General features: G+C 73.8%; 24 protein-coding genes and 2 pseudogenes. 8 read left to right on the forward strand and 18 right to left on the reverse strand.

Going from position 1 to position 24345, the window contains the following annotated elements:
* Window positions 1-271: 271 nt before the first annotated feature.
* The 3 genes from CHB94_RS16895 to mftF form a co-directional block, all read right to left on the reverse strand.
* The gene (locus CHB94_RS16895; protein WP_254920714.1) at window positions 272-1480 is read right to left on the reverse strand and encodes an MFS transporter; all 1209 of its coding nucleotides are present in this window, start codon (window positions 1478-1480) and stop codon (window positions 272-274) included.
* Between the two features lie 100 nt (window positions 1481-1580).
* On the reverse strand, window positions 1581-2897 hold the full coding sequence (locus CHB94_RS16900) for a sigma-54-dependent transcriptional regulator family protein (RefSeq protein WP_176445605.1): 1317 nt from the start codon (window positions 2895-2897) through the stop codon (window positions 1581-1583).
* 46 nt (window positions 2898-2943) lie between these two features.
* Window positions 2944-4467, reverse strand: coding sequence for a mycofactocin biosynthesis glycosyltransferase MftF (gene mftF, locus CHB94_RS16905; RefSeq protein WP_089337737.1), 1524 nt, complete (start codon window positions 4465-4467; stop codon window positions 2944-2946).
* 176 nt (window positions 4468-4643) lie between these two features.
* Between mftF and CHB94_RS25775 the strand changes: the two are divergent.
* A pseudogene (locus CHB94_RS25775) lies at window positions 4644-5531 on the forward strand (iron-siderophore ABC transporter substrate-binding protein); the annotation flags it as partial.
* A 170-nt stretch (window positions 5532-5701) separates the two neighbouring features.
* Here CHB94_RS25775 and mftE read toward each other — a convergent pair.
* The 4 genes and pseudogenes from mftE to mftA form a co-directional block, all read right to left on the reverse strand.
* Window positions 5702-6328, reverse strand: a pseudogene (gene mftE, locus CHB94_RS16915) (mycofactocin biosynthesis peptidyl-dipeptidase MftE); the annotation flags it as partial.
* Window positions 6329-6418: 90 nt separating this feature from the next.
* A complete protein-coding gene (gene mftC / locus CHB94_RS16920) occupies window positions 6419-7642 on the reverse strand; it encodes a mycofactocin radical SAM maturase (protein ID WP_089337740.1) in 1224 nt (407 codons plus the stop codon).
* A complete protein-coding gene (gene mftB / locus CHB94_RS16925) occupies window positions 7639-7992 on the reverse strand; it encodes a mycofactocin biosynthesis chaperone MftB (RefSeq protein WP_089337808.1) in 354 nt (117 codons plus the stop codon). The genes mftC and mftB overlap by 4 nt, the downstream gene beginning before the upstream one ends.
* A gap of 26 nt (window positions 7993-8018) precedes the next feature.
* Window positions 8019-8156, reverse strand: a complete 138-nt coding sequence (gene mftA, locus CHB94_RS26270; protein WP_141137531.1) for a mycofactocin precursor MftA — start codon at window positions 8154-8156, stop codon at window positions 8019-8021.
* Window positions 8157-8267: 111 nt separating this feature from the next.
* Between mftA and mftR the strand changes: the two genes are divergently transcribed.
* Window positions 8268-8876 carry a mycofactocin system transcriptional regulator MftR gene (mftR, locus tag CHB94_RS16935; RefSeq protein ID WP_089337741.1) on the forward strand — a complete coding sequence of 203 codons (609 nt, stop codon included), beginning with the start codon at window positions 8268-8270 and terminating at the stop codon, window positions 8874-8876.
* Window positions 8877-8996: 120 nt separating this feature from the next.
* On the forward strand, window positions 8997-10229 hold the full coding sequence (gene mftD / locus CHB94_RS16940) for a pre-mycofactocin synthase MftD (protein ID WP_089337742.1): 1233 nt from the start codon (window positions 8997-8999) through the stop codon (window positions 10227-10229).
* Between the two features lie 15 nt (window positions 10230-10244).
* Here the strand turns inward: mftD and CHB94_RS16945 are convergent, their stop codons facing one another.
* Window positions 10245-10445: a hypothetical protein gene (locus CHB94_RS16945; protein ID WP_089337743.1), complete on the reverse strand. Its 201-nt coding sequence runs from the start codon at window positions 10443-10445 to the stop codon at window positions 10245-10247.
* Window positions 10442-11917, reverse strand: a complete 1476-nt coding sequence (locus CHB94_RS16950) for a bifunctional 3-(3-hydroxy-phenyl)propionate/3-hydroxycinnamic acid hydroxylase (RefSeq protein ID WP_089337810.1) — start codon at window positions 11915-11917, stop codon at window positions 10442-10444. The genes CHB94_RS16945 and CHB94_RS16950 overlap by 4 nt, the downstream gene beginning before the upstream one ends.
* Before the next feature lie 167 nt (window positions 11918-12084).
* Here CHB94_RS16950 and CHB94_RS26275 point away from each other — a divergent pair, with 167 nt between their 5' ends.
* Window positions 12085-12597, forward strand: coding sequence for an alcohol dehydrogenase catalytic domain-containing protein (locus tag CHB94_RS26275; protein ID WP_254920715.1), 513 nt, complete (start codon window positions 12085-12087; stop codon window positions 12595-12597).
* Window positions 12537-13184, forward strand: coding sequence for a zinc-binding dehydrogenase (locus CHB94_RS26280; protein ID WP_254920716.1), 648 nt, complete (start codon window positions 12537-12539; stop codon window positions 13182-13184). Before CHB94_RS26275 ends, CHB94_RS26280 begins: the two co-directional genes overlap by 61 nt.
* A gap of 265 nt (window positions 13185-13449) precedes the next feature.
* On the opposite strand, the gene CHB94_RS16960 is transcribed toward CHB94_RS26280, so the two are convergent.
* The 7 genes from CHB94_RS16960 to CHB94_RS16990 all read right to left on the reverse strand — a co-directional run bounded on the left by CHB94_RS16960 (window position 13450) and on the right by CHB94_RS16990 (window position 19403).
* On the reverse strand, window positions 13450-13800 hold the full coding sequence (locus CHB94_RS16960) for a hypothetical protein (RefSeq protein ID WP_089337744.1): 351 nt from the start codon (window positions 13798-13800) through the stop codon (window positions 13450-13452).
* Window positions 13801-13851: 51 nt separating this feature from the next.
* Window positions 13852-14559, reverse strand: a complete 708-nt coding sequence (locus CHB94_RS16965; protein ID WP_217899356.1) for an ATP-dependent Clp protease proteolytic subunit — start codon at window positions 14557-14559, stop codon at window positions 13852-13854.
* Window positions 14556-14825: a helix-turn-helix domain-containing protein gene (locus tag CHB94_RS16970; RefSeq protein ID WP_089337746.1), complete on the reverse strand. Its 270-nt coding sequence runs from the start codon at window positions 14823-14825 to the stop codon at window positions 14556-14558. Before CHB94_RS16970 ends, CHB94_RS16965 begins: the two co-directional genes overlap by 4 nt.
* A 145-nt stretch (window positions 14826-14970) precedes the next feature.
* Window positions 14971-16092, reverse strand: coding sequence for an XdhC family protein (locus tag CHB94_RS16975; RefSeq protein WP_089337747.1), 1122 nt, complete (start codon window positions 16090-16092; stop codon window positions 14971-14973).
* A 178-nt stretch (window positions 16093-16270) separates the two neighbouring features.
* A complete protein-coding gene (locus tag CHB94_RS16980) occupies window positions 16271-17353 on the reverse strand; it encodes a vWA domain-containing protein (RefSeq protein WP_254920717.1) in 1083 nt (360 codons plus the stop codon).
* Between the two features lie 130 nt (window positions 17354-17483).
* Entirely contained in the window at window positions 17484-18410 is a 927-nt protein-coding gene (locus CHB94_RS16985; RefSeq protein WP_254920718.1) for an AAA family ATPase, read from the reverse strand.
* A 150-nt stretch (window positions 18411-18560) separates the two neighbouring features.
* Entirely contained in the window at window positions 18561-19403 is an 843-nt protein-coding gene (locus tag CHB94_RS16990) for a DUF2382 domain-containing protein (RefSeq protein WP_089337749.1), read from the reverse strand.
* 339 nt (window positions 19404-19742) lie between these two features.
* Here CHB94_RS16990 and CHB94_RS16995 point away from each other — a divergent pair, with 339 nt between their 5' ends.
* Window positions 19743-20552, forward strand: coding sequence for a DUF3097 domain-containing protein (locus CHB94_RS16995; protein WP_089337750.1), 810 nt, complete (start codon window positions 19743-19745; stop codon window positions 20550-20552).
* A 101-nt stretch (window positions 20553-20653) separates the two neighbouring features.
* Here the strand turns inward: CHB94_RS16995 and CHB94_RS17000 are convergent, their stop codons facing one another.
* Window positions 20654-21487 (reverse strand): aldo/keto reductase, encoded by an 834-nt coding sequence (locus tag CHB94_RS17000; protein WP_089337751.1) that lies wholly within the window; start codon window positions 21485-21487, stop codon window positions 20654-20656.
* A gap of 65 nt (window positions 21488-21552) precedes the next feature.
* Window positions 21553-22815 (reverse strand): MFS transporter, encoded by a 1263-nt coding sequence (locus tag CHB94_RS17005; protein WP_141137532.1) that lies wholly within the window; start codon window positions 22813-22815, stop codon window positions 21553-21555.
* Between the two features lie 134 nt (window positions 22816-22949).
* Here CHB94_RS17005 and moaA point away from each other — a divergent pair, with 134 nt between their 5' ends.
* Window positions 22950-24002, forward strand: coding sequence for a GTP 3',8-cyclase MoaA (moaA, locus tag CHB94_RS17010; RefSeq protein ID WP_089337752.1), 1053 nt, complete (start codon window positions 22950-22952; stop codon window positions 24000-24002).
* A gap of 3 nt (window positions 24003-24005) precedes the next feature.
* Window positions 24006-24248 carry a MoaD/ThiS family protein gene (locus tag CHB94_RS17015; protein ID WP_089337753.1) on the forward strand — a complete coding sequence of 81 codons (243 nt, stop codon included), beginning with the start codon at window positions 24006-24008 and terminating at the stop codon, window positions 24246-24248.
* The last annotated feature ends 97 nt before the right edge of the window (window positions 24249-24345 follow it).

The raw sequence follows: 24345 nt of genomic DNA on the forward strand, positions 1-24345 counted from the left end.
TCGTCGCCCCCGCGGCCCAGGGTGCCCTGCTCCTCCATGACCCCGCACGCTCGGTCATTCGCCCTCCGCTCTGAGGTGTGGCCCCGGTCACTTCCGGAGTCCAGGGCGGAGTCTGTACTCCCAGGCCACGGTTAGGCCAGGCTCCGTGATCCCTATCGGCCCGCTCAGCCGGCCGGACGGGCCGAAAGTCCCGGAATACCGGGCTGACCAGCACGTCCGGCCGACCCGCGCGGCATGGGGCAACGTTGCAGGGTGGTTGCAGAGGAGCGGCTCAGCCGACGGGGACGCGGGCCGCCGCGGGTGCGCCGGCCGCGGTGGCGGCGGCCCGGTCCTCCCGTCGACGCAGCACCGCGGAGAAGGCCAGGGGGATCAATCCGGCCACAGCCAGCCCGGCACCGACCACACTGGGCGCCCGGTACCCGAGGCCGGCGGCGATCACCAGGCCGCCGAGCCAAGCACCCAGCGCATTGGCCAGGTTCAGCGCGGAGTGGTTGAGGGCCGCGCCGAGCATCTGCGCCTCACCCGCGGTCTCCATGAGCCGCATCTGCAGGCAGACGGCCAGCACGGAGGCGCCTACCGAGACCAGGAAGACGCCGACGACGAGCGCCCCGGGCGAGGATGCGGTGAGGGCCACGAGGGCGAGCAGGACGCCGAGGGAGATCAGGGCCCCGACGAGCGAACGGAAGAGCGCCAGGTCGGCCAGCCGCCCGCCGAGCGCCGTCCCCAGCACGCCGCCGGCGCCGTAGACCAGCAGGACCAGGGGCACCGTGCCGCGCGAGAGCCCGGCGACGTCGGTGATGACCGGGGCGATGTAGCTGTAGAGGGCGAACATCCCACCGAAGCCGACGATGCCGACCACCAGCGTCAGGAGGACCTGCGGCCGCCGGAGCGCAGTGAGCTCCCCCCGGACCGTGGCCTCGGGCCGTCCGGGCGACGACGGGACGACCGCGAGCACGGCGGCGACGGTGGCGGCCGCCAGGACGACCACCGCCCAGTACGCCGAGCGCCAGCCGAACTGCTGCCCGAGCCAGGTGGCCGCAGGGACACCGGTGAGCATCGCCGCCGCCAGGCCCAGCATCACCGAGCTGACCGCCCGTCCGCGCAGGCGCGGGGCCACGAGCGACGCGGCGACGAGGGACGCGGCCCCGAAGTAGGCGCCGTGCGGCAGGCCGCTCAGGAACCGGGCGACCAGCAGGGTGCGGTATCCCGGGGCGAGGGCGGACAGCGCGTTGCCCACGAGGAAGGCGGTCATCAGGCCGACCAGCAACGCCCGGCGCGGCAGGCGGGCACTCAGCGCCGCGATCACCGGGGCGCCGACGACGACCCCGAGGGCGTAGAAGGAGATGACGTGACCGGCCGAGGGGATGTCGACGCCGACGCCGTCGGCGATGTCGGGAAGCACGCCCATCGTGACGAACTCGGTGGTGCCGATGGCGAAGCCACCGACTGCCAGGGCGATCACGGCGACGACGACGCGCACCGTGCTCGGGGTCGGACGACCGGGGGACGGGGTCCCGGGATTCGGGGGCGCAGCACTCACTCCACCTGCCAAGTGCCCGGGTCCGGTACGCATTCCCCGGTCAGCGCGACCGGCGCACCCGCCTCAGCCGGAGCAGGTGCGCCGCCGCGGTGGCCCGACGCGGCGAGCTCGGCGGCAGCCACTCGAGGCAGGTCTGCCAGACCGCGATGTCGTCCCGGGCCTCGGGGAGCTCGGCGTAGCGCAGCAGCAGCTCGGGACGGCGGCTGCGCAGGACCGCCTGCCGGAGCAGCGCAGCCACCCGCCCGCGGGCGGCGGCGACCCCGGGCGCGCGCGAGCCCGGCAGCACCGCCCCGGGATAGCGCCCGAGCGCCTCGCCGACCGCACCGCGGGCCAGCAACCGGCGGACCTGGTCCACGTCGGTGTCGAGCCGCCCCATCAGGCGGTAGGGGCGGGAGCCGACGAGGTCGGCCCCGACGAGCCGGCGCAGCCGCGACAGCTCCGCCCGGACGGTCACCTCCGCGGCCTCGCCGGGATGGCACTCCGCGGCCAGGCGCACCGCCGTCCGCCCCTCACCGGCCGCGGCGGCCTCGGCGAGGAGGAGCAGCAGTTCGGAGTGGCGCAGCGACAGCTCCACCGGTCCCGCAGGCAGGGTCAGCCGGCCACGGTCCCGGCCGAGGACCTGCAGGCGCGGGGCCGGCCGCTGCGGCGGCGGACGCCGGCTCATGCCCCGCTGCAGTTGTTCCCGGTGCTGCCAGCGCAGCTCGGACTCCACCGCCGCGACCGTCGCCCGCACCAGCGTGAGCACGTGCGGGCTGGCCACGTGGTCGCCGCCGGTCACGTCGATCGCGCCCAGCAGGACGCCGGTGACCGGGTCGTGGACGGGTGCGGCCGAACAGCTCCAGGGCTGCACCGGCCGCCGGAAGTGCTCGCCGCCGTAGATCTGCACGGCGTGGTCGACAGCGAGGGCCGTTCCCGGCGCGTTCGTGCCGACGACCTCCTCCGCCCAGCGGGCGCCCTCGACGAAGTGCATGCCGGCAGCGCGCGAGCGCAGTGCGGAGTCGCCCTCGACCCACAGCATCCGGCCGCCCGCGTCGGTGACGGCGACGATCATCCGGTCGTCCTCGGCGTCCTCCACCAGCAGCCGGCGGATGACGGGCATCACCGGGGCCAGGGGATGCCCGTCCCGGTACGCGACCAGGTCGTCGTCCAGCAGGTCGAGCGGCGGCTCGCCGCCGTCGGGGTCGACGCCGCTGCGGAGCGAGCGCCGCCACGAGTCCCGGACGACCGAGCGCACTGCGTCGTCGGCCAGACCGGTGCCGCTGACGACCCGCTCGTGGGCAGCACGCAGCAGCCGGTCGTGGTCCGGGTCGGGCCGCCCCGCAGGGAGCGCCAGCCAGGGGTTCACAGCCGACGGCACGGGGCGCTCCGCCAACGGTGGCTCATGTCCGGACCATCGTGGCTGCTCAGCGGCGTTTCCACCAGCGATCCGGCTGCGGGCCAACCGGCCTCGCCGGCGTCAAGCGAGGCGGTCGGGTCGGCAGCAGCGCCCGAGGATCGCGCGCCCGGGAGGCACCCCTCCAGAGGCCGGCACCGTAGGCGAGGTCCTCCAGCCGCCGGGCGACGGCGAAACGGACCGGTCCCACCCGCGACCGGTGGGGCCACCAGGCGAGCACCGCGTCGGCGGTCGCGACGCCGAGCACCCACCGCCGGGCACGGCGAGACGTCAGCGCGGCCGACAGCGCCAGCGGCCAGTGGTGGCGCGTGACCGACCGGGCCAGCGCGCGGCCGGAGGCGCCCACGCCGCGCGTGACGAGGAGCGCGGCGAAGCCGGCCGGCGGCCGCTCCCCCGGTGCCGCCAACCGGGATGCGAGGCGGGCGACGGTGACGGCCAGGACGCCGGCGGCCGCCACCCGTCCCGCACGGCGCCCCGACAGGGCCAAGCCCCAGGCGAGCGCCGTCTCCGGTGCCATCACCAGGGGCGCGACGGCGCCGCCGTGCCGGGCGGCCAGGAGCGCGGCCCCCGTGCCGTAGAACGCGCGGCGGCGCAGCCACTCCCGGGTCGTCCCAGGGTGCTCGTGCGCCACCGCGGCGCCGGGCTCGTAGCGCACCCGCCACCCGGCCGCGGTGAGCCGCCAGATGAGATCGACGTCCTCCGCGACAGGCATGTCCTCGTCGAAAGGGGCCCCGAGTGCCGCCCTGCGGGCCAGCAGCGCAGCGCTGGGCACGTAGGAAACCGCGGAGCCGGGACGGACCGCGGCGGGGTGGGCCCCCATGTCGAGCGCGCTGACCGCGGCCTCGTACGGGGTGAACCAGCCGCGCCCGGCGTCGGGGAGCGCCACGATCCGCGGGGCGACGACGGCCAGCCGCGGATCGTCGAGATGGGGGCGCAGCCGCTGCAGCCAGCCCGGTCGGGGCACGCAATCGGAGTCGAGGAAGGCGACGAACGGCGTGGGCGCCGCCCGCAGGCCCGCATTCCGCGCGGCCGCCGGACCGCGGGAGCGGTCGAACCGCAGCACTCGCACGCCGTGCGCGGTGGGCACCGGGACCGTGGAGCCGTCGTCGACCACGATCACCGGCAGGTGCCTCGTCGCAGGGTCGGCGCGCAGGGCGCTCAGCAGCCGGCCGAGGCCGGCCGGGCGGTCCTTGACCGGGATGACGACGGTGACGTCGTGCGGCGCCGCGGCCGCCGGCAGATCGGGGTGACCCAGTCCGGCATCGAGCAGCCGCGCCGCGAGCGCCGCCGTCGTCGCGTCGCGGACGACCAGCCGGCCCGGCGCCAGCAGCTGCCGGGCCCGAGGAGACAGCCGCAGCAGCCGCAGCGGCGAGCCACCGAGGAGGGCCGCGCCGTCGTCCCGGGAGCGCGTCCGCGGATCGAGCCGGACGGCGAACCCGTCGGGCAGCCTCCGCTGCGGGGCGGCCGGGGCGGCGGCCGGGGTCAGCGCGTCGGGGACGGGGCCCGTCAGGTCGTGCGCCGACTGCTGTGCCATCGCTGTCCGTCCTCGTGCGGGGAGCCGTCCGCGGTGGCCGCCGACCGGCCCGACCCGCTGTCGCAGCGGCACAGTAGCCGCGGCCTCGAGGCTCCTCCCCGGCCGCAGGCAGGGCAGGGGACCGGGCCCCACTCCTCGTCTGGCTAGGTCAGCCTTACCTATCTGAAGGAGCGCGCATGTCGTCCCGATCCGCCCTCCACGGCGCCGCACTGCTCGCTGTCGCTCTCGTCGTCACCGGCTGCGGTGCCGGCGACGACTCCGACGCGGACACCGCGAGCTCGACCGCCGGCTCCTCGGGGGCCTTCCCGGTCACCGTCAGCACGGCTTTCGGCGACGTGACGGTCGAGGAGGAGCCGGCCCGCGTCGTCGCGCTCGGCTGGTCCGACGCCGAGACGACCCTCGCCCTGGGCGTCCAGCCGGTCGGCGCCAGCGACTGGCTGGCCGTCGGTGGTGAGGACGGTCTCGGCGAGTGGGTCGAGGGCGGCTACGACGAGGCGCCGGAGATCATCGGCACGATGGAGCCGAGCTACGAGGCGATCGCCGCGCTCGAGCCCGACCTCATCCTCGACACCCGGTCCCCGGCGACCGCGGAGCGCCACGAGCTCCTCAGCGCCATCGCCCCCACGATCGGCCAGCCCGAGGGCGTCGGCCCGTACCAGACCACCTGGCAGCAGCAGCTGGACATGGTCGGCCGGGCGCTGGGCAAGACCGATGAGGCGAAGGACCTGGAGGCCGAGGTCGATCAGGCCTTCGCCGACGCCGCCGCGGCGCACCCGGAGTTCCAGGGCACCGAGGTCGCCGTGGGCGCCTACACCTCCGAGGGTTTCGGCGCCTACGTCAGCGGCGACGCCCGGGTGGCGTTCATGGAGCAGCTGGGCTTCGAGAACAAGGCGGCCATCGACGACCTCGCGACCGGGAGCTTCTTCGTGCCGGTGAGCGAGGAGCAGGTCTCCCTGCTCGACGCGGAGCTGACCGTCGTGTTCCCGCTCTTCGTCGAGTCCTCGGAGTTCACCTCGAACCCGCTGTGGCAGGCCCTGCCCTCGGTGCAGGACGGGCACGCCGTCGTCCTCGACGACCCGACGATGCTCAACGCGTTCTCCAGCGCCTCGGCCCCCGGACTGCTGCACGCACTGGAGACCACGGTGCCGCTCTTCGCCTCCGCGCTCTCGCCCACCAGTCGGCCGGCGTCGTCCACGTCCCAGGCGCGGACGGCGGCGACCAGCCCCTCGGTCATCCGGCGCAGCAACGCCGCGCCCTCGGCGCGGGAGGCGCCGGCCGGATCGCCGAGCACACCGGTCGGACTCACCCCGCGCACGCCCTCGGCGCGCAGCCGGGGGAGGAGCGCGCCGAGCGGTGCCGTCTCTCCCGGGACGGCGCGGTCCTCCCGCACCCCGGCAGGTTCCACGTGCAACATCAGTGACGTCTCGGTACGGCCGGCGTGGGCGTCACCGCCGGGGACGCCGCAGGGGAACCAGGCGACGTCCCGGCCCTCCGAGCGCAGCAGCGGCACCGCGGCCCGCACGGCGTCCAGGTTGCCGCCATGCCCGTTGACGACGAGGACCCGGCCGGCCCAGCGACCGGCGGAGCGGCCGTACTCGACGAGCAGTCCGGTCAGGGCCTCGGTGCCGATGGAGATCGTCCCCGGGAATCCCTCGTGCTCCCCGCTGGCGCCGTACGCGAGCGCGGGTGCCAGGAGCGCACCGTCCAGCGCCGCCATGGCTGCCTCGGCGACGGCGCAGGCCACCGACGTGTCGGTGCCGAGCGGCAGGTGGTGGCCGTGCTGCTCCACCGACCCCAGGGGCACGACGAGCAGCGGCGCCTCCGGGATCTCCGGCCACACGGCGCCGGCCAGAGAGATCACCGGCGCAGCGTAGGCGAGGGCGCGGCATAGGCGGCGCCAGCGCGCAGACCGCGCTCACCTGAGGCGCTCTGATCCCCGGCCAGGGGCGCCTCAGCCCAGGTCGGCGCCCGCCAGTGGGGACTCGTCGCAGAGCTTCGCCGGGATCGCGGGGATGCCGAGCAGTGTCGGCCGGCCGCGGACCGGGCCGGTGTGCGAGTGGTCGACGGAGCTGCGCGGGGTGGCCAGCTCCTTGTCGCGGGCGGCCAGCGCCGTCTCGCCGTAGCCCTGCACGCACTCGGGGTCGGGGCCGTCCAGCGGCAGGCCGGTGAAGAACTTGGCCGCCATGCAGCCGCCGCGGCAGGCGTCGAAGTGGGCGCACTTCGTGCAGGCGCCGCCGGTCTGCGGGCTGCGCAGGTCGGCGAACAGCTCCGAGGACTGCCACACCCGCTGGAACCCTCCCTCGTCCCGGACGTTGCCGGCGAGGAAGTTCTCGTGGATGGCGAACGGGCAGGCGTAGACGTCACCGACCGGGTCGATCAGGCAGACCACCCGGCCGGCGCCGCAGAGGTTGAGCCCGGGGAGGGCCTCGCCGAGGGCGGAGAGGTGGAAGAACGAGTCGCCGGTGAGCACCTGCTCGCCGTTGGCGAGCAGCCAGGCGTAGAGCTCACGCTGCTGCGCCTGCGTGGGGTGCAGGCGGTCCCAGACGTCGGCGCCCCGACCGGACGGCCGGAAGCGGGTGATCCGCAGCTGGGCGCCGTAGCGGTCGGTCAGCGCCTTGAACTCGTCGAGCTGTCCGGCGTTCTCCCGGGTGACGACGACGGAGACCTTGACGTCGCGCATCCCGGCCTCGGCCAGGTTCTCCAGCGCCCGGACCGCGGTGGCGAACGAGCCGGTGCCGCGCACGCGGTCGTTGACCTCGGCGGTGGCGCCGTCCAGGGAGATCTGGACGTCGACGTAGTCGGTGCGGGCCAACTGCTCGGCGCGGTCCTTGTCGAGCTTGATCCCGTTGGTGGAGAACTTGACGCCGACGTCGTGGCCGATCGCGTAGTCGAGCAGGTGCCAGAAGTCCGGCCGCACAGTCGGTTCGCCGCCGCCGACGTTGACGTAGAAGACCTGCATCCGTTGCAGCTCGTCGATGACCGCCTCGGCCTCCGCGGTGGACAGCTCGCGCGGATCCCGCCGTCCCGACGAGGACAGGCAGTGCACGCACGCCAGGTTGCAGGCGTAGGTGAGCTCCCACGTGAGGCAGATCGGTGCGTCCAGGCCGTACTCGAACTGGTCGACCAGCCGGCCGCCGATCGGACGGGCCGGGCGCTCGGGCAGGACGGCGGTCATGAATCCTCCGGCTGGTCGGCCTGCCTGCAGGCGTCCGCTGCGAGCCTGCGAGTCGCGGGGGGCAGGGAGGTCCTTGCCTCGATCATGTTCGAGCGGGCCAGGTCGGCCAGCGCCTTCACGTACGTGCCGCGCTGCGCCTCCGGCACCCCGCAGGCGGTGAGGGTGGCGTCGGCGGTCGGGTGCTCGGCGAGCGCCTCGACGACGGCGACCAGGGTCCTCGACTTCAGGAAGGACAGCTTCCGGTTCCCGAAGTGGTAGACCAGCGCGCCGAACGGCTCCGGCCGCAGCGCCACCGACCGGGCCTTCTGCCACGGCAGCGAGGGGTCGAACGCGACCGCTGTGGTCGGCACGGGCGCGGGCTCGTCGACGGGGCGGCTCAGTAGACGCCGCACATGCCGTCGATCGAGACCTCCTCGACCAGCGACTCCTCGACGAGGGCGTCCTCGGCCGCTACGGAGGCCACGGCTACGGGGGCCTCGGTGACAGGGGCGTCGGTCTGGGGCGTCTCGGGCACGGGGGCCTCCGGGGCGGTCTGCACGGGTGGTGCGGCGGACGTTAGTGACACCGGGTGCCACTGGCAAGGCAGGGCCGATGGTGAGCCCGTCGGCCCCGACGGAGCGGCAAGATGGCGCTCGTGACCCCGACGACGCTGCCGGCCGGGCTCCCGGCCGAGCGGACGCGTGCGCGCGTCGAGCGGGTGGCACTCGACCTGTTCACCCTGCGTGGCTTCGAGAACGTGACCAGCGACGAGGTCGCCGACTCCGCGGGCATCAGCCGGCGGACGTTCTTCCGTTACTACGCGACGAAGGCCGACGCGGTCTGGGGCGACTTCGCCGGCCACGTCGCCCGGCTCGAGGCACTCCTGGCGGCCACCGATCCGGCCCAGCCGGTGCTCGCGTCGGTGTGCGCGGCCTACGTCGAGGTGAACGACTACCCCGACACCGAGCTGCCCCTGCTGCGCGAGCGGATGCGGCTGATCCTCGGCGAACCGGCCCTCCTGGCGCACTCGCAGCTGCGCTTCACCGAGGTGGACCGCGTCGTGGCCCGGTACGTCGCGACGCGGACCGCCGCCTCGCCCACCGACCTCGTGCCCCGGCTCGTCGCAGCGAGCACCCGGGCTGCCGCGACCACGGCGTTCGAGGCGTGGCTGGCCGACGACCGGTCGACCCTCGCCCCCCACCTGCACCGGGCCTTCGCCGAGATGGGCGCCGGTTTCCCGAGCCTCCGCCGCTGAACCGCTGCCGGCGAGGACCGTGCCCGGGACTGTGGCGCCGGTCTCCCCCCGCTAGCCTGACACCCGGTGCCAGCGACCCCCGAGGTCGTCCCAGCAGCCGGGCCCAGCAGGAGGTCGACGATGGCGGATCCGTGGTTCGAGTCGGTCGCCGAGGCGCAGCGACGCGCCAAGAAGCGGCTGCCCAAGGGGGTGTACGGCGCGCTGGTGGCCGGATCAGAGCGTGGGCTGACCCTCGAGGACAACCTCGCTGCCTTCGCGGAGCTCGGCTTCGCCCCACACGTGGCCGGTCTGGCCAACGAGCGGCAGATGGGCGTCACCGTCATGGGCCAGGCCCTGTCGATGCCGGTCCTCCTCAGCCCGACGGGTGTGCAGGCGGTCCATCCCGACGGCGAGGTCGCCGTCGCGCGCGCCGCAGCCGCCCGTGGCGTGGCGATGGGACTGTCCTCGTTCGCCAGCAAGCCGATCGAGGAGGTCGTCGCCGCCAATCGGCAGACGTTCTTCCAGATGTACTGGATCGGCACCCGCGAGGAGATGCTCGCCCGCATGGAACGGGCCCGCCGGGCCGGCGCCGCCGGGTTGATCGCCACGCTGGACTGGTCGTTCGCCTACGGCCGGGACTGGGGCAGCCCGTTCATCCCGGAGAAGATCGACGTCGAGGCCGTCCGCCGCTACGCGCCGCAGGTCGCACTGAAGCCGCGCTGGCTCTGGGACTTCGCGAAGACGAAGAAGCTCCCCGACCTCACGGTGCCGAACATGGTGGCCACCCCCGGCGACCCGGCGCCGACGTTCTTCGGCGCCTACGGCATGTGGAACGCCTCCCCCATGCCGACCTGGGAGGACGTCGCCTGGCTGCGCGAGCAGTGGGACGGTCCGTTCATGCTCAAGGGCGTCATGCGGGTCGACGACGCCAAGCGGGCCGTGGACGCCGGCGTCACCGCCATCTCGGTCTCCAACCACGGCGGCAACAACCTCGACGGCACGCCGGCCTCGATCCGGGCGCTGCCCGCGGTCGCCGACGCGGTGGGCGACCAGATCGAGGTGCTCCTGGACGGCGGCATCCGGCGCGGCGGCGATGTCGCCAAGGCCCTGGCGCTGGGCGCCAAGGCCGTCATGATCGGCCGGGCCTACCTGTGGGGTCTCGCGGCCAACGGGCAGGCGGGCGTGGAGAACGTGCTCGACCTGCTCCGGGACGGCCTGGGATCGGCGATGGTCGGCCTCGGCCGCCCCAAGGTCTCCGATCTGAGCCCCGACGACCTCGTCGTCCCGCCGGGTTTCGAGCGGCAGCTCGGGAACGTGGCGGTGGACAGCGCCCTGCGGGCGACCTCCCCCTCGCACCGCCGCCGCGAGGCCTGAGACCCCGCGCCACCGTCACCGGCCGAGCAGGCCGCCCAAGCCACCACCGCCCAGCTTCTTGACCAGGTCCATCGGGTCCAGACCGAACTTCGAGAGCAGCCCGGCGTCGCGATCGGTGTCGACCTGCCCGGGTAGCTCCTGGTCGGCCTGCTGGGCCTTGTCGTGGTCGCCCTGCGAACGGAGCAGCTGCAGGATCTGGTCCTTGTCGATGTTCATGTCCGCCGGAGTACCCCTCGACGGCCGGCGCGACCCCCGGCGCCCGCGGCGGAGCGGACGATGCGGTCGGGGCGGATCCGCACCACCGAGGCTCGTCCCATCCAGCGCCGCAGCGTGCCGGCCGGATCGTCCACGCCGATCTCCGTCCCGTCCTCCCGGCGCACCCGGAGGTCGGAGGTGATCTCGGCGGCACCGGCGCCGAGGACGTCGTCCAGGCGGCAGCGCCGTCCGTCGACGAGCACCTCGGGCTGCGGTACGAGCGCCCCCGCCAGCCGTCGGCCGGCCCCGCCACGCCGCTCGACCAGCGGCCCCGGCCTCAGCGGGGGCGTCCGGCTGTCGGTCGCCAGCCGGGCCACGGCGGGGACGTGACGGACGGCGGCCAGCACGCCCCGGCGGCCGACGTCCCCGCCCCGGCCGCCCCCGGTCATCAACCGGCCCAGCAGCAGGGCGATCCGGATGAGTGCCCGCGCGTGCGGCTCCCGCTCGGCCTGGTAGGTGTCGAGCAGGTCCTCCCTCGCGTCCCCCGCGAGGACGGCGGCGAGCTTCCACGCCAGCTGGTGCACGTCCCGCAGCCCGAGCCCGAGCCCCTGCCCGACGAACGGCGGGGTGAGGTGGGCGGCGTCCCCGGCCAGCAGCACCCGCCCGTCGCGCCAGCGGTCGGCCACCTGCGCCCGGAACGTGTACTCGGCGGCCCGGACGACCGCGAGACCCTCCGCGTCGACCGGGGCCACCAGCGCCGCCAGCCGGCCGCCCGCCGTCAGCTCGGCGGCCGTCTCCCCCGGGGCCATCCGGAACTCCCACCGGTACCGGTCACCGGTGACGGGCATGAAGGTCGCCGGCCGGGCGGCGTCGCACACCTGGTGCACACCCGGCCAGAGGGGCAGCGGCACCGGCGAGCGGACGTCGAGGACGAGCCAGCGGTCCGCGGGACCCACCTCGCGCATCGAGGCGCCGATGAGCCGCCGCACGGTGCTGTTGGCGCCGTCGCAGCCGAGCACCGCCGCCGCGCGGACGGACCGGTCCGCACCGCCGTCGCGGACCGACAGCACCACCGACCCGCCGTCCTGCAGCAACCCGGTGACCTCGACCCCGCGCTCGACACGGAGCGACGGGTGGTCGGAGGCGGCGTCGGCGAGCACCTCCTCCAGATCGGGCTGGTGCACCAGCGAGCCCTGCGGCCAGCCGTGCACACCGGCGGCGGGGTCGCGACGGAACTCGGCCAGCGTGCGGTGACGGCGGTCCAGCAGCCGGAGGCCCGCCAGCGGGCGGGTGCGGGCGAGGACCCGGTCGGCCACCCCGGTGTCCTGGAGCACCCGGAACACCTCGTCGTCCAGGTGGACGGCCCGGGGCAGCGGATAGGGCCCGGGGTGCCGCTCCAGCACCAGCACGTCGAGTCCCCGCCGGGCGAGCAGCAGCGCCGCCGTCAGCCCCACCGGCCCGGCGCCGACGACGACGACGGGGTCCCCGGGCACCGCGCCAGTCTCGCCGACCGCCGCACGGCGTTGCATCTCGCACGGCTTCTCGACAGTCCGAATTGACGGGGTGCGCGGCTCGTCAGCAGAGTGTGACCCACGGCACGGTACGGGCGGGTACCGCGCCGCTTCTGTGCAATCGATGACGGTCGACCGAAGGGACCTCTGTGAAGACCAAGGGCGCGATTCTCTGGGGCGTGGGCGAGGAATGGTCGGTGGAGGAGATCGAGGTCGGCGATCCCGCCCCGGGTGAGATCACCGTCGAACTCGCGGCCTCCGGTCTGTGTCACTCGGACGAGCACCTGGTCACCGGCGGGACGCCGGTCGCATCCTTCCCCGTCATCGGTGGCCACGAAGGCTCCGGCGTGGTCACGAAGGTCGGAGCGGGCGTGACCAACCTCGAGGAGGGCGACCACGTCGTCACCGCCTTCATCCCGGCGTGCGGCCAGTGCCCGCCCTGTGCGAAGGGCATGCAGAACCTCTGCGACCTCGGCGCCCACCTGCTCGGCGGGGTCGCCATCTCCGACGGCACGCACCGCGTCACCGCCAGGGGCCAGGGCGTCTCGCCGATGTGCCTGCTCGGCACCTTCTCCCCTACATCACCGTTCACCAGGCCTCGGTGGTGCGGATCGAGCCCGACATCCCGCTCGAGGTGGCCGCGCTCGTCGGCTGCGGCGTGACCACCGGATGGGGCTCGGCGAGCAAGGTGGCCGCGGTCCGACCGGGCGAGACCGTCGTGGTCATGGGGGCCGGCGGTGTGGGCATGAACGCCGTGCAGGGCGCGGCAGCAGCGGGCGCCCGCCACGTCGTGGTCGTCGAGCCGGTCGCCCACAAGCGCGACTGGGCCAGGACCTACGGCGCCACCCACTCCTTCGCGACGGCCGAGGAGGCCACGGCGGCGGTCAACGAGCTGACCTGGGGCCGGATGGCGGACAAGACGATCATCACGGTCGGTGACATCCAGGGCGAGGACATCCATGCCGCGCTCGGCCTCACCGGCAAGGGTGGCCGAGCCGTCGTCACCGGCATGGGGAACTACGCCAACGTCGACGTCAAGCTCAACCTGTTCGAGCTGACCCTGCTGCAGAAGGACCTGCAGGGCGCCATCTTCGGCGGCCTGAGCCCCCGGGCGGCGATCCCCGAGCTGCTGGCGCTCTACCAGCACGGTCAGCTCAAGCTCGACGAACTGGTCACCAACCGGTACAGCCTCGAGGAGATCAACAAGGGTTACCAGGACATGCGGGACGGCGAGAACATCCGCGGATGATCGTCTACGGCGACGCCGACCGCTGAACGACAGCGGCCGGCCGGAGCCCCGCGAGGCTCCGGCCGGCCGTTCGCCGAGCAGGATCGATCAGGCGGTGCCCATCATCGCCATGAGGTCGAGGGCATCGGCGGGAGCGGTGATGTCCTCCCCCTCGCCGCAACGGCTGAAGGACATCGTGCCGGGGGAATCGCCCTCGTTGTTCATCTTCAGGGATAGGCCTTCTCGGCGTCGGCGACGGACAGCGTGCTGCCGTCCTCCTGCTCGATCACCACGACGTCCGGGCCGTCGACCTCGTCGGAGCGGACGTCGTCCTTGACCGGGCTGCCCGGGTCGCGCAGATCGTCGACGAGCCCGTCGAGGGAGAAGTCGCGAACTCGGCCGCCGCATCCCCGGGGACGATCACCCACTGGCCGTCGAACATCGCCGCGGCGTCCTCCGGCATCCCGAAGGAGGCCCAGAACTCCGGCGGCGCCTGGAGGTACACCGCCCCGTCGACGCTGAGCAGCTCGATGTCGACGCCGCCCATCGTCAGGGAGCCGATCGCGTCCTCGCCCTGCAGGTGCAGGTCGATCTCGGCCTTCTCGCCGTCCTGCTCCATCGTGCCCGCCACGTGCACGGCGCCGGCCTTCTCGAGAGCGTCGGCGGCGGCGGTGGCGACGTGCGCCGGTCAGCGGTCCGGGCCCGCGGGTCGCCGCCGGGGCGGCGCGGTGAGGTCCACGAGTCCGTAGTCCCGGGCCTCCGTCGCGGAGAACAGCCGCCCCGACCGCATGTCGGACGCGACCTGCTCGACCGGACGACCGCAGGCCTCCGCCAGTCGCTCCTGGAAGCGACGCAGCCGGCCGGCGTGCTCGGCAGCGCGGGCCTCCACCTCCCAGCTCGCGATGCCGCCAGAAGCCCGGGGCTCCGTGAGCTGCAGGAGCGCGTGCGGCCCGGCGGTGCGGTGGTCGGCCACCGCGAGGAGCGCGACGGCCGCTCCGGTGAGGGTGCCCACGCAGGTGGCGTGCACCGGCACGGTCATGAGATCGAGGGCATCCAGGATCGGCAGCGCGGTGTCGAGATCCGCGCTCACGCCGGACAAGCGGAGCCGGACGGGGTCGTCCCCCTCCGCGTCGAGCAGGGCGAGCGCGGCCACGGTGTGGTTCGCCGTATCGGCGTCCAGTTCCCCGGCCAGCGCCACCACCCGCTGATCGAGGAGGCGCTCGCCCAACCAGTCGGGGGCGCCCACCAGCAACGCCGCGCTCGCCGACACCGGGCCGGGCCCGACCGGTCGCGGCTCGGGCAGCCACGGAGTGTGCCGTGGGAAGGGCGGATCGGGCGGCGAGGGCGGAAGGGGTGGCCATGTGCCAGTCGCATCAGTGCCCATGGATGCGCTCATGAGGACTCCTCGGACGGTCGGATCTGCCAGTCCACGGTCCGCCCCAGCGCGGCGGCGTACCGCTCCAGCGTCGACAGCCGCGCGTCGAGGCCGCCACTCTCCAAGCGGGCCACGGCCGACTGGGACGTGCCCATGCGCGCGGCGATCTCGGTCTGGCTGAGCTCGCTCTCCTGGCGGGCCCGGACGAGCTCGTCGATCAGCTCACGGCGGCGTCCCGACAGGCCCTCCAGGCCCGGGAACGAGGACCGGCGTCCCGACGACGGCATAGCGGAAACGATATACCTGATCCGCTATAGAAGGGACCCCTGCCCCCACCGTGGAAGGACCCCGTCCTTCCCACCCGTGGCCCCTGCAGGGGCCCGCCGTGAGCCTGCGAGCGGTGGGGGCAGGGGGTGGGCAGGGGGTCCTGTTTCAGCGGTAGGCGGTCCGGTGGATGGGGCCGTCGGTGCCGGCCAGCCGCTCCCCCGTGCCGCCCCAGCGCCTCGCGATGATCTCCGCCGCGATCGAGACGGCCGTCTCCTCCGGCGTCCGGGCGCCCAGGTCCAGCCCGATCGGCGAGGACAGCCGCCCGAGCTCCTCCTTGGACAACCCGGCTTCGGACAGCCGCGCCTGGCGCTCCTCGTGCGTGCGCCGCGAGCCCATCGCGCCCACGTAGGCGACCGGCAGCCGGAGGGCCACCTCCAGCAGCGGGACGTCGAACTTCGGGTCGTGGGTGAGCACGCACAGCACCGTCCGCTCGTCGATCCGGCCGGCGTCCACCTCGCGCTGCAGGTACCGGTGCGGCCACTCGACGATCACCTCGTGCGCGTCGGGGAACCGCTTGGGCGTCGCGAACACCGGCCGCGCGTCGCACACGGTGACGCGGTACCCGAGGAAGGCGCCCACGCGGGCGACGGCGGCGGCGAAGTCGATCGCGCCGAAGACCACCATCCGGGCCGGTGGCGCGAAGGAGTTCACGAACAGGGTGAGGTCGTCGCCCCGGCGCTCGCCGTCGTGGCCGACGTGCAGCAGCCCCGTGCGCCCGGCGGCGAGCATCCCGCGGGCGTCGGCGGCCACCGCGTCGTCCAGGCGCTGCAGGCCCAGCGTCCCGGACTCCCGGTCCGGCCAGAGGACCAGCCGGCGACCCAGCCGGTCGTCGGGCCCCTTCACCACGGTGACGACGGCGACCGGTTCGTGCCGATCCACCGATTCGGCGATCTCGCCCAGCTCCGGGAACGACTCGCGCGAGATCGGCTCGACGAAGACGTCGAGGATGCCGCCGCAGGTCAGGCCGACGGCGAAGGCGTCGTCGTCGCTCACCCCGTAGCGCTCCAGCGTCGGCACGCCGGTCTCGACGGCGTCCCGCGCCTCCTCGTAGACCGCCCCCTCGACGCAGCCGCCGGACACGCTCCCGACCGCGGTCCCGTCCGGCCCGACGAGCATCGAGGCGCCGGCGGGCCGGGGCGCCGACCGCCAGGTGGCCACCACGGTGCCCATCCCCACGGTCTCCCCCGCCTGCCACCAGCCGATCAGGTCGTCAAGAACATCGCGCATTCGAATGCCCCTCTCCGGCCTCGTCCCGAGGCTTGTCCCGAGCTTGCGAGGGACCAGCGGCCGCGTCCCGGGCACCGCCGCGAGCTTGCGAGTGGTGGGGAGGACGGGGTCCTTCCAGGGGTCCTTCTTCACGCATCAGACCGCTCCTCCCGTACCGACGGCGCCCTGCAGGGGATCCTCATACACGCTGGATCACTCCCGTCAGCTCCTCGAACGCGGCCAGGCTGTGCCCGGACACGAAATGGTCGACGGAGGGCAGGGCCGCCTGCATCCCACCGGTGAGCGGCTCGTACCCGGCCCGGCCCTTGTGCGGGTTCACCCAGACGACGGCGTGGGCCAGCCGCCGCAGCCGCACCATCTGCTCGGCGAGCAGCTCGGTCCCGCCCCGCTCCCAGCCGTCGCTGCACAGGACGATCACCGCGCCGCGGGCCGTGCCGCGCTGTCCCCACCGGTCCAGGAACGCCTTGAGCACCTCGCCGAGGCGGGTGCCCCCGGACCAGTCGGGGATCGCCGAGCCACTGGCGGCCAGAGCGCGGTCCGGGTCGCGCAGCCGCATCTCCCGGGTCACCCGCGTCAGCCGGGTGCCGATCGTGAACACCTCGGTCGTCACCGGCCGCGCGCGGACGGCGGCGTGCGCGAAGCGGAGCAGCGCGTCCGCGTAGGGCGCCATCGAGCCCGAGACGTCGATCAGCAGGACGACGCGCCGCGGCCGCGCCTGCCGGCGGTGGCGCAGCAGGCGGGTGACCTCCCCGCCGCTGCGCAGCGCCCGGCGCACCGTCCGAGCCGGGTGGACGGCGCCCAGGGGGCTGGCCTGCCGGCGCCGCGCCGGCCGCATCGGAGCGGCGGGCACGAGCAGGGCGAACAGCCGGCGCAGGTGCTCCCGCTCGGCCGGGGACAGCTGAGCCACGTCGCGGTGGCGCAGCACCTCGTCCCCGCCGGCCTGCACGGCGAGTTGGGGGGCCTCGGGATCGTCGTTGCCGTCCCCCCTGCCGGAGTCGAGCGGCGCCGAGGCCGCCAGCTGCACGTCCGGCCGGCCGGACGGTCGCGCGCCCCGGGGACGCTCACCGGCGAAGTAGGCGGCGAAGGCGGCGTCGTAGCGGTCGAGGTCGTCGGGTCCGCCGCACAGCGTGAGCCGGCCGGCCCAGTAGACCGCGCCAGGATCGAGGACGTCGAGCGACCCGAGCGCCGCGAGCATCGCTTCGACGCGGTCGGGTGATGCGGCGACCCCGGCATGGCGCAGGGTGCGCGCGAACCCGAGCACGGTGTCGACGACGTCCCGTACGGCCCCGTCCCGGCCCTCCTGCAGGGTCCCGCCGCGAGCCTGCGAGCGGTGGGGGGCAGGAGGGTCCTTCTGCTGAGCCTGCGAAGGGTGAGATGGACGGGGTCCTTCATCAGCCACCGAAGAGAGCCCCCCGGGCCAGGCTCTGCACCCGCTCGGTGTCCTCGCGGTACTTGAGCACCGCGCCGAGGGTCCGAGCCGCGAGGTCGGGGTCGAGGTCGCGGGCGCCGAGGGTGTGCAGCGCCGTGGCCCAGTCCATCGTCTCGGCGATGCCCGGCGGCTTCAGCAGATCCAGCGTGCGCAGCTTCGCCGTGGCGCGGGCGACCTCGCGGGCCAGCTGCTCGGTCACCTGGGGGAGCCGCCGGCGGAGGATGGCCACCTCCCGGTCGAACTCCGGGTGCTGCAGCCAGTGGTAGAGGCAGCGCCGCTTCAGCGCGTCGTGCACCTCGCGCGTGCGGTTCGAGGTGAGGACGACGAGCGGAGGCGTCCGCGCCCGGACGGTGCCGAGCTCCGGGATGGAGATGGTGAAGTCGGAGAGGACCTCGAGGAGGAAGGCCTCGAACTCGTCGTCGGCCCTGTCGACCTCGTCGACCAGCAGCACGCTGGGCGAGTCCTCCAGGGCCTGCAGCAGCGGCCGGGCGAGCAGGAACCGCCGGTCGTAGAGGGAGGCCTCGAGCGTCTCGGTGTCCGTGGTGGCGTGCGCGGCCTCCGCGGCGCGCAGGTGCAGCAGTTGCCGGCCGAAGTCCCAGTCGTAGAGGGCCTGGCTGGCCTCCAGGCCCTCGTAGCACTGCAGCCGGTAGATCGGGCGCCCGGTGATGCGGGCGAGGGCGTGCGCTAGGGCGGTCTTGCCGACCCCCGCCTCGCCCTCCAGGAACAGCGGGCGGTGCATCACCAGCGCCAGATAGGCGGCGGTGGCCAGGCCCTCGTCGGGGAGGTAGCCGGTGGCCTCGAGCGCGGACGCCAGATCGCCCGGCCCGGCGAATCCAGGGGCCGCTGGGTCGGGGACGGCGGCGACGGGCTGCACGGTGGGCTCGCTCACATGCGCGAGCATCCCATCTGCGTACAGCGGGGCCACATGCGGGAACGGCGGCCGGTCGAGTCTGGTCCTCGACCGGCTGCCGCCGTCGATGGCCCCCTTCCCGGGTCCCGCCCTGAGCCTGCGGAGGGCGGAGAGGAAGGGGGTCCTTGCTCAGATCCGCCGGTCGCGCGTCTCGTCGACGCCGTCGACCTCGATCTCCTCCTTGCGGAGCCCCTCGTTCACCTGGACCTGCTCGGTGACGGTCTCCTTGTCGAGGCGGACGCGCTCGACCGGCACGGCCTCCTTCTCCACGACCGGGGTCTCCTCGTGCAGGACGACCTCATGCTCTTCCTCGGAGATGGCCGGCCCGTCCATCGCGTTGCCGACGTTCGCGTCGGTGATGGGCTCACGCTCGACGCGGACCTCCTCGCGGGACACGGGGACGGTCTCGGTCACGTTCTCGGTCACGACGTACTTCCGCAGCCGCGCCCGGCCGGCCTCCTGCGAGCGGGTGCCCACGTTGAGGCGCTCCTCGGACCGCGTCATCGCGTCGTCCGTGGTGGGGCCGGAGGTGTCGTGGCCGACGGTGCCGCGGGTGTCGGTGTCGGTCGTCCCGGTGTCGGCCATGCCCGTCGTCGTCCCGGTGCCGGCCATGCCCGTCGTCGTCTCGGTGGTGGTCATGGTCTGCGCGGTGTCCGTGCCGCCGCCCATGCCGTAGTAGCGGTACAGCTCCTCCTCCTCCTGCGGGGAGAGGTGGCCCTCGGTGTCGATCTTGGGGGCGTCCTTCACCTGGTCCTTGCTCACGGGTACGCGCAGGCCGTCGTCGGTGAGGTCGGCGTTCCGGATCGGGACGAAGGACTCCTTGGTGCCGAACAAGCCGGTGCGCACCGTGACCCACTCGGGCTGACCGGTCTCGTCGTCGAGATAGACCTCCGCGGCCGAGCCGATCTTCTCGCCGGACTCGTCGTAGACGTCCTGGCCGATCACGCGGCTGATGGTGTCGGTGCCGATCATCGTCGTATCGCTCCTATCCATTGCACGGGGCTGGTGCGGTCACTCCAATGGGTGACCTCGATCAGGAAGGCGAAACGAGATCGGCGCCGGCGACACATCCGGCCGAGCGTTCGGCGCCGGAGGCTTCCCGTGAGGCACGGACACGGCAAGCCGATCCCCGCGGGCGTCCGTGCAGGTCACGGCCCAGAGGATGGACCACAACCTAGGCTCCGTTGCGAAAACCAACGAAACTGAACGCCTTGTCACGCTGCGCGAAACGTGATCAGTCGGGCGTGTCGCACAGTGGGCATCCGGCGCGTCCTGCGCCGTCCGTCCCGATGCCGTGCTCAGCATGTAGGGGTGCCTCCCCGCTCGCCGTACGACAACCTCGTCCACCCGCGCACCGTGAGGAAGCCGGTCCCTCAGGTGGAGGCGGAGAAGGATCTCGTCGTCGAGGATCCGAGCTCCGGATTCGTCGGTGCGGTGGTGCGGTGCGAGAAGGACGTCGTCCACCTCGAGGACCGCTTCGGGAAGGTGCGGGGCTATCCGCTCGGACCGGGCTTCTGGGTCGACGGCCGGCCCGTGGTGCTCGTGCGGCCCAAGCAGGCGGCGCCCTCGGGACCACTGCGCAGCGCCTCGGGGTCGCTCTACGTGGACAACGCACGGGCCCGGGTCGCCCGGGCGGGCCGGATCTACGTCGAGGGCAAGCACGACGCCGAGCTGGTGGAGAAGGTCTGGGGCCACGACCTGCGCATCGAGGGGGTGGTCGTCGAGCCGCTGCACGGCGTCGACGACCTGCCCGCCATCGTCAAGGAGTTCCGCCCCACCCGGGGACGACGGCTCGGCGTCCTGGTCGACCACCTGGTGAAGGGGTCGAAGGAGTCCCGCATCGCCGAGCAGATCACCGGGGAGCACTCCCTCGTCGTCGGCCACCCCTTCATCGACATCTGGCAGGCCGTCAAGCCCCAGGTCGTCGGCATCAAGGCGTGGCCGGTCGTCCCCAAGGGGCAGCCGTGGAAGGAAGGGGTGTGCGCCGCTCTCGGCTGGGAGGACGACACCGGCTACGTCTGGGCGCAGCGCATCCTGGCCCGGGTGAAGAGCTTCACCGACCTGGAGCCGGCCCTGCTCGGCCGGGTCGAGGAGCTCATCGACTTCGTCACGACGGATTAGCAGTGTGCCTCGCGCCGGGGGCCGGAGGCCTCCCGACGCCAGGCGCGCAACGGCTCAACGCGGCAGGGGGACGCTTCCCGCCCGCGGTGTGACGCGGAGCGTCACGGGATCCAATTGAAGTCGTCCGGGTTGGGGCCGGTGCGCTCACCGTGGTCCAGGGCGGAGATGGCCGACATCGCGGACTGGTCGAGCTCGAAGTCGAAGACTGCGAAGTTCTCCTCGATGCGGGAGCGGGTCACCGACTTCGGGAACACGACGTCGCCGCGCTGGATGTGCCAGCGGAGGGTGACCTGCGCCGGCGTCCGGCCGACCTGCTCCGCGATGCCCCGGATCACCGCGTCGTCGGCGACCTTGCCCTTGGCGATCGGCGCCCAGGCCTCGGTGACGATCTCGTGGTCGCCACCGAACGCGCGCAGCTCCTCCTGCGTCAGGTACGGGTGCACCTCGATCTGGTTGACGGCTGGTCGCACCTCGGCGGCGGCGAAGAGCGCGCGCAGGTGGTGCTGCTGGAAGTTGGAGACGCCGATCGCCTTCACCTGGCCGCCGGCGTAGAGCTCCTCCAGCACCTTCCAGCGCGCCACGAAGTCGCTCACCCCGGGCAGCGGCCAGTGGATCAGGAACAGATCCAGGTAGTCGAAGCCCATCTCGGAGAGGCTGGTGTCGAAGGAGCGGAGGATGTCGTCGCGCTCGAGCCGGTTGTTGTTGAGCTTGCTGGTGACGAAGACCTCGTCGCGGGGGATGCCGGACTCCCGCACGGCCAGGCCGACCTCCCGCTCGTTGCCGTACATCTGCGCGGTGTCGATGTGCCGGTAACCGATCTCCAGGGCGGTCGTCGTGGCCTTGACCGTCTCGTCCGGCGGGATCTGGAAGACGCCGAAGCCGAGCTGCGGGATCCCCACGCCGTTGTTCAGGGCGATCGTGGGCACGGATGTCACCGGGAGTTCCTTCCATCGGGGGTGCCGCCGCGCTCTGCGGATGCGCGGCCTACCGGCACGTCCCGCTACCCGGCCGCCGGGCGGTCAACCCACTCCCTTCCGTCCTGCGGGAACGCCCGCGGAGCAGCGCGCACACGGAGCAGCGGCGCACCGGCCAGGGCCACCACCGCCGCCAGCGCCGCCGCCAGGGCCGGGACGGCGAACGCGGCCTCGGCGCCCCAGCTGTCGACCGCGACACCGGCCAGCGCCGAGCCGGCCGTGACACCCAGGGTCAGGCCGGTCGTCGTCCAGGACAGGGCCTCGGTGAGGGCCGACCGCGGGACGCGGGACTCCACCAGCGACGTCCCTGACACCAGCACCGGGGCGATGGTGAGCCCGGCCAGGAAGCCGGCACCGACGAGCACGGCGAGGGAGCCCACACCCCACAGCAGTTGCGCGGCGGCACCGAAGAGGACGGCGGTCGCCAGGAACCGGCTGCTCAGCGTCCCCGGCAGTCTCAGCACGCCGTAGGCGAGGCCGGCCACCAGGCTGCCTCCTGCGTAGACCGCCAGCGCCAGCCCGGCGAACGCCGGCGCACCCTCGGCGTCGGCGAACCCGACGACGACGACGTCGACGGCGCCGAACACCGCCCCGACGGCGGTGTACGTGGCGGCGACGACCAGGACCGCCGAGGTCAGCGCGGCGAACCGGCGCACCGGGACGTCGGGATCGACCGGCTGGACCGCCGGCTCGGTCTCGCGCTGCCCGGCCAGCCAGAGACCGCCGACGGTCCCCAGCACGATGCCGGTCAGGAAGCCCGCCGGCGGGACGACGAGTGTGGCCAGCAGCGTGACCAGCGGCGGGCCGACGACGAACACCACCTCGTCGACGACCGCCTCGAGCGCGAACGCGGTCTGCCGGCGGTGCGCGTCCTCCAGGGCCGCGGCCCAGCGGGCGCGGACCAGCGATCCGATGTTGGGTCCGGCCGCCCCGGTCAGCGCAGCGAGGAGGAACCAGCTCCAGCGCGGTCCGTCGGCGACGACGACGCCGACGAAGCCGAACCCCGCCAGGAAGTAGGCCGCCATCGCCCAGCGGAGCACGGTCCCCTGCCCTCGGCGGTCCATCGCGCGGGCCCATTGAGGGCTGGCCACCGAGAAGCTCAGCGCGAGGGTGCCGGAGATGGCGCCGGCCAGCCCGTAACTGCCGGTCTGCCCCTCGACCAGCAGCAGGGCGCCGAGCCCCAACATCGGGATGGGCAGCCGGGCCACCCAGCCTGCGAAGGAGAAAGCCGTCGAGCCGGGGACGGCGAACAGGCGGGCGTAGGGGCCGAAGACGGTGCGGGTTGACACGGCGTTCTCGCGCTCTCTGGCCACGGGCGAGTGCGGGACGTCCTCCGCCGGTCTCTCGGGTGGCGCACCGAGCCTAACCGCGACGGGCGGACTTCCCGTCCGCATGTGTCGGCCCGCGCCACTACATTCAGCACATGACCAGCAGCCCGCTGCCCGATCCCCGGGTGCGCCCCTCGGCTGCGGCCGCCCCCGGGAGCGGCGGGCTGGTCGACCGCCACGGCCGTGTCGCGACCGACCTGCGGGTCTCGTTGACCGACCGCTGCAACCTCCGGTGCACCTACTGCATGCCGCCCGAGGGCCTGGACTGGCTGCCCAAGGTCGAGGTGCTCACCGACGACGAGATCGTCCGACTGGTGCGCATCGGGGTCGAGCAGCTCGGGATCACGGAGGTCCGGTTCACCGGCGGCGAGCCGCTGCTCCGGCCGGGTCTGGTCGGGATCGTCGCCGCCGCCACGGCGCTGCGCCCCCGGCCCGAGGTCAGCCTGACCACCAACGCGATCGGGCTGGCCCGGGTCGCGCCCGCACTGGCCGCCTCGGGGCTGGACCGGATCAACGTCAGCCTCGACACGATCGATCGGAACCGGTTCAAGCTGCTCACCCACCGCGACCGCCTCGACGACGTCATCGCCGGCCTGGCGGCGGCACAGGCGGCCGGGCTCACCCCGGTGAAGGTCAACGCCGTGCTGCTCCGCGGCATCAACGAGGAGGACGCCGTCCCCCTCCTGGACTTCTGCCTGGAGCGCGGTTACCAGCTGCGCTTCATCGAGCAGATGCCGCTGGACGCCCACCACGCCTGGACCCGCGGCGAGATGGTGACCGCCGAGGACATCCTCGAGCGGCTGTCGGCGGCGCACGCGCTCACCCCCGACACCGAGGCCCGCGGCTCGGCCCCTGCCGAACGCTGGCTGGTCGACGGCGGCCCGGCCACCGTCGGCGTCATCGCGTCGGTCACCCGGTCCTTCTGCGGCAGCTGCGACCGCACCCGGCTCACCGCCGACGGGCAGATCCGCAACTGCCTGTTCGCCCGCGAGGAGTCCGACCTCCGGACGCCGATGCGCGAGGGGGCGACCGACGCCGAGATCGCTGACCGGTGGCGGATCGCGACCCTGGGCAAGCTTCCCGGTCACGGCATCGACGACCCGAGCTTCCTGCAGCCGACCCGCCCGATGTCGGCGATCGGGGGCTAGCCCATGAGTGTCACCGTGCGCTATTTCGCCGGCGCCCGGGCGGCATCCGGTGTGGACACCGAGACCTGGGAGGCCGCCACGCTCGACCAGCTGGTGGGGCAGATCGTCGACGCGCACGGGGAGCGTCTGGAACGGGTGCTCACCGCCTGCTCGTTCCTCGTCGACGGAACCACCACCCGGGACCGCGCGTTGGCGCTGTCACCCGGAGCCGTCGTGGACGTGCTCCCGCCGTTCGCGGGCGGCTGAAGGAGGACCATCCTTCCCCCCACACCTCGCAGGCTCGGGGGACCCTGGAGGATGGCCGTTCCAGTAGGCACCCGGTCGGACGGCGACCGGGCGGAGG

It is taken from the genome of Blastococcus mobilis (genome assembly GCF_900188025.1).
In the GTDB taxonomy this organism is placed as follows: Bacteria; Actinomycetota; Actinomycetes; order Mycobacteriales; family Geodermatophilaceae; genus Blastococcus_B; species Blastococcus_B mobilis.

Bases quoted from the DNA above. Each gene is read 5' to 3' on its own strand.
- mftF (WP_089337737.1), bottom strand. From the start codon at position 4,467: ATGGCACAGCAGTCGGCGCACGACCTGACGGGCCCCGTCCCCGACGCG.
- mftC (WP_089337740.1), bottom strand. From the start codon at position 7,642: ATGACCGCCGTCCTGCCCGAGCGCCCGGCCCGTCCGATCGGCGGCCGG.
- mftR (WP_089337741.1), top strand. From the start codon at position 8,268: ATGGCGCTCGTGACCCCGACGACGCTGCCGGCCGGGCTCCCGGCCGAG.
- mftD (WP_089337742.1), top strand. From the start codon at position 8,997: ATGGCGGATCCGTGGTTCGAGTCGGTCGCCGAGGCGCAGCGACGCGCC.
- CHB94_RS16945 (WP_089337743.1), bottom strand. From the start codon at position 10,445: ATGAACATCGACAAGGACCAGATCCTGCAGCTGCTCCGTTCGCAGGGC.
- CHB94_RS16965 (WP_217899356.1), bottom strand. From the start codon at position 14,559: ATGAGCGCATCCATGGGCACTGATGCGACTGGCACATGGCCACCCCTT.
- CHB94_RS16970 (WP_089337746.1), bottom strand. From the start codon at position 14,825: ATGCCGTCGTCGGGACGCCGGTCCTCGTTCCCGGGCCTGGAGGGCCTG.
- CHB94_RS16975 (WP_089337747.1), bottom strand. From the start codon at position 16,092: ATGCGCGATGTTCTTGACGACCTGATCGGCTGGTGGCAGGCGGGGGAG.
- CHB94_RS16990 (WP_089337749.1), bottom strand. From the start codon at position 19,403: ATGATCGGCACCGACACCATCAGCCGCGTGATCGGCCAGGACGTCTAC.
- moaA (WP_089337752.1), top strand. From the start codon at position 22,950: ATGACCAGCAGCCCGCTGCCCGATCCCCGGGTGCGCCCCTCGGCTGCG.
- CHB94_RS17015 (WP_089337753.1), top strand. From the start codon at position 24,006: ATGAGTGTCACCGTGCGCTATTTCGCCGGCGCCCGGGCGGCATCCGGT.